The sequence below is a fragment of the Plantibacter cousiniae (nom. nud.) genome (assembly GCF_977070315.1).
Map to the genome: position 1 here is coordinate 48,308 of NZ_CDRVEU010000019.1, position 9,950 is coordinate 58,257.

At 61.8% G+C, this 9,950-nt stretch carries 8 protein-coding genes; 5 read left to right on the top strand and 3 right to left on the bottom strand.

Annotated elements, in window-relative coordinates; genetic code table 11:
- Positions 1 to 38 precede the first annotated feature (38 nt).
- The 4 genes from ACW55A_RS26555 to ACW55A_RS26570 all read left to right on the top strand — a co-directional run bounded on the left by ACW55A_RS26555 (position 39) and on the right by ACW55A_RS26570 (position 4,518).
- Positions 39 to 647 (top strand): cysteine dioxygenase family protein, encoded by a 609-nt coding sequence (locus ACW55A_RS26555; protein ID WP_003434491.1) that lies wholly within the window; start codon positions 39 to 41, stop codon positions 645 to 647.
- Positions 644 to 2,227 carry a rhodanese homology domain-containing protein gene (locus tag ACW55A_RS26560; RefSeq protein ID WP_498811812.1) on the top strand — a complete coding sequence of 528 codons (1,584 nt, stop codon included), beginning with the start codon at positions 644 to 646 and terminating at the stop codon, positions 2,225 to 2,227. Before ACW55A_RS26555 ends, ACW55A_RS26560 begins: the two co-directional genes overlap by 4 nt.
- 86 nt (positions 2,228 to 2,313) lie before the next feature.
- Positions 2,314 to 3,303: an ABC transporter substrate-binding protein gene (locus ACW55A_RS26565; RefSeq protein WP_455809559.1), complete on the top strand. Its 990-nt coding sequence runs from the start codon at positions 2,314 to 2,316 to the stop codon at positions 3,301 to 3,303.
- Between the two features lie 21 nt (positions 3,304 to 3,324).
- Entirely contained in the window at positions 3,325 to 4,518 is a 1,194-nt protein-coding gene (locus tag ACW55A_RS26570) for an acyl-CoA dehydrogenase family protein (RefSeq protein ID WP_455809560.1), read from the top strand.
- A gap of 7 nt (positions 4,519 to 4,525) precedes the next feature.
- Here ACW55A_RS26570 and ACW55A_RS26575 read toward each other — a convergent pair whose 3' ends face one another.
- From ACW55A_RS26575 to ACW55A_RS26585, 3 genes are all read right to left on the bottom strand, one after another.
- Entirely contained in the window at positions 4,526 to 6,796 is a 2,271-nt protein-coding gene (locus ACW55A_RS26575; protein WP_455809561.1) for a molybdopterin guanine dinucleotide-containing S/N-oxide reductase, read from the bottom strand.
- A gap of 39 nt (positions 6,797 to 6,835) precedes the next feature.
- Positions 6,836 to 7,807: an ABC transporter substrate-binding protein gene (locus tag ACW55A_RS26580; RefSeq protein WP_498811809.1), complete on the bottom strand. Its 972-nt coding sequence runs from the start codon at positions 7,805 to 7,807 to the stop codon at positions 6,836 to 6,838.
- Positions 7,808 to 7,945: 138 nt separating this feature from the next.
- Entirely contained in the window at positions 7,946 to 8,854 is a 909-nt protein-coding gene (locus ACW55A_RS26585) for a LysR family transcriptional regulator (protein WP_455809563.1), read from the bottom strand.
- Between the two features lie 183 nt (positions 8,855 to 9,037).
- Between ACW55A_RS26585 and ACW55A_RS26590 the strand changes: the two genes are divergently transcribed.
- Positions 9,038 to 9,766, top strand: coding sequence for a pirin family protein (locus ACW55A_RS26590; protein WP_455809564.1), 729 nt, complete (start codon positions 9,038 to 9,040; stop codon positions 9,764 to 9,766).
- Positions 9,767 to 9,950: the final 184 nt, after the last annotated feature.

A 9,950-nucleotide genomic window follows, 5' to 3' on the forward strand; every position in this document is an offset into this window, starting at 1 on the left:
ATATCAAACCATTGCCCGGCCTTGATCTGGAAATGGACATGACTCAGAACCGACACCCGGAACGACTCGGGGCCTTTATCGATGCACTCACCGAACTGCTTGGCAGCGAACCGCACGAAGGCGATCTGTTGCGCCGCGGCGGCAAGCTGCTGGCGCAACTGGTCAGCCACGATGACTGGCTGGCAGAAGAGTTCGCCGTACCCGATGCCAATCGCTACCAGCAATTTTTGCTGCATGTCGATCCACAGCAGCGCTTTTCGGTAGTCAGTTTCGTCTGGGGGCCAGGGCAACGCACGCCGATTCACGACCATCGCGTGTGGGGGCTGATCGGCATGTTGCGCGGCGCGGAAGATTCCCAGGGTTACCTTCGCAACGCGCAAGGACGCCTGGAAACCAGCGGCCCGGCGATTCGCCTGCAACCCGGCCAGGTCGAGGCGCTGTCACCGCACAGCAACGATGTTCATCAGGTCAGCAACGCCTTCAGCGATCAGGTGTCGATCAGCATCCACGTTTACGGCGCCGATATCGGCACCGTGAAGCGTGCGGTCTATGACCTCGACGGCACCGAAAAACTGTTCATTTCCGGCTATTCGAACGCCGCAGCCACTGCCCATCAGGATCAGCCAACAGGGAGCCCGACCCCATGACCACATCTGCCACCCGATCATTCGCCGATATTCGCCAGGCCTTGCTGGACCACCAGGAGCTGGCCTTGGTAGATGTCCGCGAAGAGGCCCCCTTTGCCCAGGCTCATCCACTGTTTGCCGTGAACATCCCGCTGTCGAAGCTGGAGCTGGAGGTTTTCTCCCGCATTCCGCGACGCGACACTGCCGTGACCCTGTACGACGATGGCGAAGGCTTGGCGCAGGTCGCCCTGCAACGCCTGCAGACACTGGGCTACAGCAACGTGAAGCTGCTCGACGGCGGCCTGCAGGGCTGGCGCACGGCTGGCGGCGAACTGTTCATCGACGTGAATGTGCCGAGCAAGGCGTTTGGCGAGCTGGTGGAGCATCACCGCGCCACCCCGTCGCTGGCCGCAGAAGAGGTCAAGCGCCTGCTCGACAGCAATGCCGACGTGGTGGTGCTCGATGCCCGGCGCTATGACGAATACCAGACCATGAGCATTCCCGGCGGCATCAGCGTACCGGGCGCCGAACTGGTGCTGCGGGCACGTGAGCTGGCACCGGATCCCACTACTCGAATCATCGTCAATTGTGCCGGTCGCACGCGCAGCATCATCGGCACCCAGTCACTGGTCAACGCGGGCCTGCCCAATCCGATCAACGCGCTGCGCAATGGCACGATTGGCTGGCTGTTGGCCGGCCAGACGCTGGACCATGGCCAGAACCGGCGCTTTGCGGCCGTCAGTGAAGAGACCCGCGAAACCGCCAGTGCCGATGCACGCAAAGTGGCCGATCGCGCCAGCGTCAAACGTGCCAGCCGTGCTGATCTGCAAAACTGGCAAGCCGATGCGTCACGCACCACTTACCTGTTCGATGTCCGCACCCCGGAAGAGTTTGCCAAAGGCCATCTGCCCGGCGCGCGCTCTACACCGGGCGGGCAACTGGTGCAGGAAACCGATCATTTCGCCAGCGTCCGCGGTGCGCGAATCGCTCTGCTGGACGACGACGGCGTACGCGCCAACATGTCGGCGTCCTGGCTGGCGCAATTGGGTTGGGACGTTTCGGTGCTCGATGACCTGGATGCAGCCGACTTCAGCGAACAGGGCGACTGGGACGCGCCCTTCCCGACGCCACCGCAGGTGGAGGCGATCAGCGTCGAGACCCTCGCCCACTGGCAGACACAGGTCAACGTGGCGGTGCTGGATTTCACCGCCAGCGCCAACTATGTCAAACAGCACATTCCCGGTGCCTGGTGGACCTTGCGCGCCGACCTCAAACAGGCGCTGGGCAAGCTGCCACCCGCTGACCGTTATGTTCTGACCTGCAGCAGCAGCCGTCTGGCGCGCTTTGCCGTAGCCGACCTCGAAGCGTTGACCGACAAGCCGGTGTTTCTGCTCGAAGGCGGCACCGCCAGCTGGATCAAGGCCGGTCTGCCGCTGGAACACGGCGAAAGCCGACTGGCCTCGCCACGCATCGATCGCTACCGCCGCCCGTACGAAGGCACCGACGCCCCGCGCGAAGCCATGCAGGCGTATCTGGACTGGGAATTCGGCCTGGTGGAGCAGCTGGGACGTGACGGCACACACGGGTTTTATGTGATTTGAGCGGACAAACGACCATCGTGCCAATGCTCTGCGTGAGGAACGATGGGTGTCTGGAAGACCAATCAACTCAATGGAGAAACACCTCGATGCTGCTTTTTTTCAAATCCGCCCGCCCCTTTAAAAGCCTGCTGCTGGGCGCACTGCTCAGCCTGCTGGCAGGTCAGCAGGTGCTGGCTGCCGAGCAGGCGCCGCTGCTGGTCGCCAATCAAAAGTCGCTGCTGAAAATCCTGCTGCAGGTCTCCGGAGAGCTCAAAGACGTGCCTTACGAGATCCAGTTTTCCGAATTCCCCTCGGCAAGCCCGCTGGGAGAGGCACTGAATGCGGGCGCGGTGGATATCGGTGCGCTGGGTGATGCGCCTTATGTATTCGCTCTGGGCGCGGGTGCCCCCCTGAAAGTGGTCAGCATCACCCATGCCCAGGGCCGCTTCACCACCGCTGTGCTGGTGCCCAAGGACTCGCCGATCAAGACCGTTGCCGACCTCAAGGGCAAGCGTATCGTTACCGGACGCGGTTCCATCGGCCATTATCTGGCGATCCGCGCCCTGCATGAGACCGGGCTGAAAACAAGTGACGTCACTTTCATCAATCTGCTACCCAGTGAATCGCGTCTGCTGCTGGACAGTGGCGATGCGGACGCCTGGGCGACCTGGGACCCGTACACCACGATCTCCATCACGCAAAGCGACGCGCGGGTGCTGGTCAGCGGCAGCGAGCTGCTGAGCAACCACCTCTACCTTGCCGCAACCAGCAAGGCCATCGAAGGCAAGCGCGCGCAACTGGACGATTTCGTTGCGCGTGTGGAACGCGCCTTCAATTGGTCCAACGCCCATCCCGAGGAGTACGCAGCGGCCCAGGCGAAAGTCACCGGCCTGCCCCTGGCGGTGCATCTGGCGGTAGCCAAGGCGACGAAAATGCAACGTACGCCGATTGACGATCAGATTGTCCAAGGCCTGCAAAACACGGCCGACACTTACCTGGCTGAAGGCATCCTGAGCAAACGGATCGACGTTTCGACAGGCTTCGACAAAAGCTTCAACGCGTCGCGCGCGCAGATCGCGCAGGCCACCGCCCCATAAACGCTGCGACAAGGACACCGCATGACACTCTCGCCCCTGCGCCCTATCCCGCGCCAGTTGCATAACGCGCCCGAGTCCGACGAGGACTTCAGCAAACGGCTGGCGGAACTGACCGCAGCACTGGCCGAAACCGCCGAGCAATACGACATCAGCGCGCAATTTCCCCATGCCAACTTCCAGTTGCTGCACGCTCACGGCCTGCTTGGCCTGACCGTTCCGACCGAACTGGGCGGCGGCGGTGCCGACTTGCCCCGTGCTCAACAGGTGATCAGTGCGGTGGCCAGGGGAGAGCCGTCGACGGCGCTGATTCTGGTCATGCAATACCTGCAGCATTCAAGGCTGCAGGAGAACCGCAACTGGCCAAGCCATCTGCGCGTGCAAGTGGCCGAACAAGCCGTGCGCGAGGGCGCGTTGATCAACGCTCTGCGCGTCGAGCCCGATCTGGGAACGCCCGCGCGGGGTGGCCTGCCAGGCACCATCGCACGCCGCACCGCTCAAGGCTGGCGCATCAGCGGCAGCAAGATCTACTCCACCGGCAGCCACGGTCTGACCTGGTTTGCCGTGTGGGCGCGCAGCGATGACGATGACCCGCTGGTGGGCAGCTGGCTGGTCCACAAGGACACGCCGGGCATCACCGTCGTTGAGGACTGGGATCATCTGGGCATGCGCGCCTCCAGCAGCCACGAAGTCAGATTCGACAACGTGCTGGTGCCACTTGATCACGCCGTCAGCGTCAGCCCGTGGAGCGCCCCACAATCCGAACTGGATGGATCGGGCCTGCTGTGGATGTCGGTGCTGCTGTCGTCGGTCTACGACGGCATCGCTCAATCCGCCCGCGACTGGCTGGTGCACTGGCTGGAACAGCGCACGCCCTCCAACCTCGGCGCGTCGCTGTCGACCTTGCCGCGCTTTCAGGAAACCGTCGGGCAGATCGATACCCTGCTGTTCGCCAATTGCAGCCTGTTGCAATCGGCTGCCCACGGGCACACACCTGCCCAGCACGCCGGGCAGATCAAATACCTGGTGACCGGCAACGCCATCCGCGCGGTAGAGCTGGCCATCGAGGCTTCGGGAAATCCGGGACTGTCACGCAGCAACCCATTGCAGCGCCACTACCGCAACGTCCTGTGCGGTCGGGTGCACACCCCACAGAACGACGCAGTACTGACGGGCGTGGGCAAGGCGGCCTTTGCGGCGCGCAGCAAAGACCATTAACCCCCTGTCAGAGCAGTGAAGGCGGTTCGAACGCCGTCACCGGCGGCAGATCCTGGTCCCATTTGACGATGTCCACCGATGCCGTCTGCGCTGCACAGCCCTGCGACAGGCTGGAGGCGCCCACATCTTCAGTGATCACATTCGGGTTGCCGTGTTTTTCCAGGCTGCCCCGTTCGCCGTGCACCAGCGGGTCGAACCAGGCCCCGGTGGCAATCTGCACTACGCCGGGGCGAATGCCGTCCGAGACGATCACCCCGGCCAGAAACGCGCCCCGCTCGTTGAACACCTTGACCACATCGCCATCGACCAGTCCGCGTGCGCGAGCATCCAGCGGATTAAGGGTCAGCGGCTCGCGCGCCTGAATTTTCGAGGAGCGACTGTAACTGCCGTGGTCGTACTGGCTATGCAGACGGGTTTTCGGTTGGTTGGACAGCAAGTGCAGCGCGTGGGTTGGCCGAGGCTTCTCCAGCCACACCGGGTGACCGGGGCAATCGGCATAGCCAAAGCCTGCGATGCGCTCGGAGAAAATTTCGATGCGCCCGGACGGTGTCGGCAACGGATGCGCGTCTGGGTCTTGGCGAAAGGATTCGAGCAGTATGTTGTCGGTGTACGGGTAGTCTATTTCCAGTAAACCGTCACGCCAGAACTGCTCAAACTCCGGCAGGGTGATGCCAAACGTTTCGGCCCGTTGCCGAGACTCGTCGTAGATAAAGTGCAGCCATTCCTGGGCATCCCGGCCTTCGGTAAACGCCTGTGCCACCCCCAGTCGCTCGGCCAGCGCGGCCAGGATCGAGTAGTCGTCACGCGATTCGCCCACCGGCTCGATCGCCTGCTGCATGGCGATCATGAAGCGGTCGGAGGCCGAACTGCCGATGTCATTGCGCTCCAGAGCCGTGGTGGCCGGCAGTACGATGTCGGCATAGCGCGCCTGGGCGGTCCAGAACTGTTCGTGAACGATGATGGTTTGCGGCAGCTGCCACGCCTCCAGCAGCCGATTGAGGTCCTGATGGTGGTGAAAGATATTGCCACCCGCCCAGTACACCAGGCGAATGTCCGGGTACGTGCGCTGCTGTCCGTTGTAATCGAAGGGTGTGCCGGGATTGAGCAGCATATCCGTCACCCGCGCGACCGGAATGAAGTCCGTGACCGGGTTGCTGCCTTGGGAAAAGCGCGGCCCCGAGAACGCCTTGCGGCCACTGCCGGTGTTGTTCATGCAACCATATCCCAGGCCGAAACCGGCACCGGGCAAACCGATCTGCCCCAACAGCGCGGCCAGGGTCACCGTCATCCAGAAGGGTTGCTCGCCGTGTATCGAGCGCTGCAATGAATAGGCGACGTTGATCATGGTGCGCTTGCTGGCCATGCGTCGTGCCAGCTCGACAATCTGCTGCGCAGGAATATCGGTAAACGCCTCGGCCCAGCGCGGGTCTTTCGGCTGGCCATCGGTGTGGCCCAGCAGATAATCGCGAAAACGCTCATAGCCCACGGTATGGCGCTGGACGAAATCCTCGTTGTGCAGCCCTTCGCTGATCAACACCCAGGACAGCGCCATCATCAACGCCGTGTCGCTGCCGGGACGTACCGCCAGCCACTGGTTATGCGTCGGGCCAACCAGATCGTCACGCAGCGGGCTGACATTGACGAACTGCACGCCCGCGTCGGACATGCGTCGCAGCGCGTCGCCCAACAGATGGTCGCTGGCACCGCCGGGGCTGGTCTGCGCATTCTTGGCGGGCAAGCCACCGAACGCGACGAACAGCTCACAATGCTCGGCCAGGTTCTTCCACGAGGTATGCGCCGCCAGCAGCCAGTCCATGTTGCCGACGATGTGCGGCATCAGCACCCGCCCGGCACCCAGGCTGTAGCTGTCGGTGCTGAACACATAACCGCCGATGCAGTTGAGGAAGCGATGCAACTGGCTTTGTGCGTGATGAAAGCGCCCCGCGCTGCCCCAGCCGTAGCTGCCGCCAAAAATAGCCTGATTGCCGTGTTCGTGCCTGACTCGCTGCAACTCGCTGGCGACCAGATCCAGCGCGACGTCCCAGGAGACCTCGACAAACGGCTCCTGACCACGCAGATCGGGTCGTCCACCGGCCTGCTGAAGAAAACTGCGGCGTATCGCCGGGCGCCTGATGCGGGTCGGTGAGGTAATGGCGTCGGCAACCGAATCGCCTATCGGAGAAGGGTCCTTATCCCATTCTGCAGGCAGCAGCCCGGCCAACTTGCCGCCCTCGACTTGTGGACGATAAGCGCCCCAATGCAGTGATGTGAAACTCATGGTGAAGGCCCCCGGATAAGCGCAGTGGCAGGCGCTCGGTCAGCGCGCGGCCTGCGCCTGATCGGCCAGTGCTGCACTGAACGACTCGTCAAACACGCTGGCAGCAGGATAACGCTTGGTGAGCCCCGCGTTGTTGAAAAAATCGATGGTCTGCTGCGCACCGGCAACTACTTGTGCAGTGATCGGCACGACCACCACCTGAGCACGGGAGAACCAGCGCCGAGCCACCTCGGCATCGGCCTTGGTCAGCGCGGCCCAGGCGTTGGCATAGCGTTCATTGTGCTGCGGATCGCTGACCGACCAGGCGCGGGCGGCCTGCAGGCGCTGCAGGAAATCGCTGATCTGAGTACGCTTGTCCTTGATCGCCTGATCGTTGGCGACGATGAAGCTTTGCGCAGGAATCAAGCCCTCGGCAGTGGCGATAATCCGCGCGCCCTGCCGCTCCTGTTGAGTCACATAGGGTTCCCAGGTGGCAATCGCATCCACCGAGCCGCCATCCAGCGCGTGGGAGGAATCCAGTGCGCTGAGGTAGCGATATTCAACGGCATCGCGGGCGACACCTGCCTTGTCCAGTGCAGTGAGCATCAGTTGCTGGCTGAACGAACCTTTCCAGATGGCGACTTTCTTGCCCGCCAGATCCGCCACGGTCTTGATCGGCGAGTCCTTGCGCACAACGATGGCAACGCCGTCGAGATTCTGCCGTGACACTCCGATCACCTTGATCGGAGCGCCCAGCGCGCCCATGAACAGCGCAGGCGAATCACCCAGCAAGCCGATGTCCAGGCTGCCGACGTTCAAGGCCTCGGCGACCGGCGAGCCTGCGGTGAACTGCTTCCATTCCAGTTCGTAAGGCAAATTCTCAAGCACCCCGGCGGCTTCCATCACGGTACGCGCGCTGTAGCTCTGATCGCCGACGATCAGATTGGCCGCCTGGGTATTGAGCGAGGCCACAAGGCCCAGCGCCAGCCCCTTCAGCAAGCGTTGGCTCCAAAGGACGAGGGTCGTTGGCACAGGTATGTTCTCCACAGGCATTGGGCAAATCGAAATGATCGGAAACGACCCTAACACCCGAACAAAAATTAGCTAAATTCATTTTTGTTCTAGCCTAAGATGCAAATTAATCATCAACAGATCGGCCGCCAGCCTGCTTCAAGCTGGCCGATCATTCAGCTCAATGCCTGACTCCAGACGCTCGCGCAGAAACTCGATGAATGCCTGCACCGGTCGCGACGCCTGACGGTGTTGCGGGTAAACCGCTGACAGCGTCAAGGGCTCGGTGCGCAGCTCCTCCAGCACCCGCACCAGGCTGCCGTCGCGCAACGCCGCGCCAACAATGAAGGTCGGCAAATAGGTGATGCCCAGCCCGGCAATCGCCGATTCCCTCAGCAACTCGCCATTATTGGCACGCATGCGCCCGCTGACATTGAGGGTCAAAGGCTTGTCGTGCCCCTGAAAACGCCATTGCGCCTGACGGCTGTGGCCATAGGGCAGGCAATCATGGGTGTGCAGGTCTTCGGGCCTTTGTGGTGTGCCGCGCTCGGCCAGGTACGCCGGACTGGCGCAATACACCCGGTCGATCGAGGCAATGCGCCGGGCGATCAGGCTGGAATCTTCCAGCACCCCGATACGCAGCACCACGTCGTAGCCTTCGCTGATCACATCCACCGGACGATCACTCAGGTCCACTTCCACCGCCACCTCGCGATAGCGCTGCAAAAACAGCGGTAGCAGGCACGCCAGGTGCGTAACGGCAAACGACAGCGGCGCACTCACGCGCAAGGTGCCACGCGGTTCGTTGTTCTGCCCGGCGATGCCCTGCTCCACCTGTTCCAGCTCGGCCAGCAGGCGCAGGGCGGATTCGTAGTAACTCTGCCCCAACGGCGTGACATCCAGACGTCGCGTCGAACGGTTGAGCAGGCGTACGCCCAGCCGCTCCTCCAGTTGCATCAGGCGCCGGCTGACAAACTGCTTGGACAGGCCCAGCTTGTCGGACGCGGCGGTCAGGCTGCCTGACTCCATCACCTGGCAGAACATGCGCATGTCTTCGAAAGGGTTCATATGTTGCGACCTGATCAAGCGCTAATGGCGTTCGGCAGAGCGTAACGCAGCGCTGGGTACTGTCAACCTCAGCGAGACAGTTATTCATATTTCAGCTACTTATTGCGACAGTCGATAAGCCGTACTCTTGCTCCTACGTGATCGATTGCTGAATGTGCAGCGTCGATAGATGGAGAAAGAATCATGCTGACTCTTCGCAAAGCCTCTGATCGTGGTGCAGCCGACCACGGCTGGTTGAAATCCTTTCACACCTTTTCCTTTGCCGGCTATCGCAATCCGCAGGAACAGGGTTTTTCCGACCTGCTGGTGATCAACGACGACCGTGTCAGTGCAGGCAAAGGCTTCGGTCAGCATCCTCACCGGGACATGGAGATCTTTTCCTATGTGCTGGAAGGCGCGCTGGAACACAAGGATACACTGGGCACTGGCTCGGTGATTCGCCCTGGCGACGTGCAGTTGATGAGCGCCGGCACGGGTGTGGCACACAGCGAGTTCAACCATTCGCAGACCGAGGGCGTGCATTTTCTGCAGATCTGGATCGTGCCGAATGTTGCAGGCGCGGCGCCCGACTATCAGGAGAGGCATTTCAGCCCGGAGCAGAAACGCGGCCGCTTGCAACTGATCATTTCGCCCGAAGGCGAGAACGGTGCGCTCAAGGTGCGCCAGGACGCTCGAGTGTATGCCGGTCTGTTCGATGGCGATGAAAGCGCGACCCTGAAGCTGGCAGCCAACCGCTATGCCTACGTACACGTTGCCCGTGGCAGTGTGGTGCTCAACGGCGAGCAACTGGGTGAAGGGGATGGCGTGCGTGTACGCGAAGAACAGATTCTGAGCCTGAGCGCAGGGGTTGACGCAGAGGTGTTGGTGTTCGACATGCGAGCAAACGAATTGCCGCAGATGCCTCGAGCCTGAAATGAAAAAACGCCGCTCTTAGAGTGGCGTTCCTTTATATAACGTTAAAACATCTGGCTTAAAACGCACAAACAAAAACGCCGCTCTGTTGAGCGGCGTTTTTGTGAATTTGGAGCGGGAAACGAGACTCGAACTCGCGACCCCGACCTTGGCAAGGTCGTGCTCTACCAACTGAGCTATTCCC

Excerpts from the sequence above, each read along its gene's own strand:
- ACW55A_RS26555 (WP_003434491.1), top strand. The coding sequence starts at position 39 with ATGACTCAGAACCGACACCCGGAACGACTCGGGGCCTTTATCGATGCA.
- ACW55A_RS26565 (WP_455809559.1), top strand. The coding sequence starts at position 2,314 with ATGCTGCTTTTTTTCAAATCCGCCCGCCCCTTTAAAAGCCTGCTGCTG.
- ACW55A_RS26570 (WP_455809560.1), top strand. The coding sequence starts at position 3,325 with ATGACACTCTCGCCCCTGCGCCCTATCCCGCGCCAGTTGCATAACGCG.
- ACW55A_RS26560 (WP_498811812.1), top strand. The coding sequence starts at position 644 with ATGACCACATCTGCCACCCGATCATTCGCCGATATTCGCCAGGCCTTG.
- ACW55A_RS26575 (WP_455809561.1), bottom strand. The coding sequence starts at position 6,796 with ATGAGTTTCACATCACTGCATTGGGGCGCTTATCGTCCACAAGTCGAG.
- ACW55A_RS26590 (WP_455809564.1), top strand. The coding sequence starts at position 9,038 with ATGCTGACTCTTCGCAAAGCCTCTGATCGTGGTGCAGCCGACCACGGC.
- ACW55A_RS26585 (WP_455809563.1), bottom strand. The coding sequence starts at position 8,854 with ATGAACCCTTTCGAAGACATGCGCATGTTCTGCCAGGTGATGGAGTCA.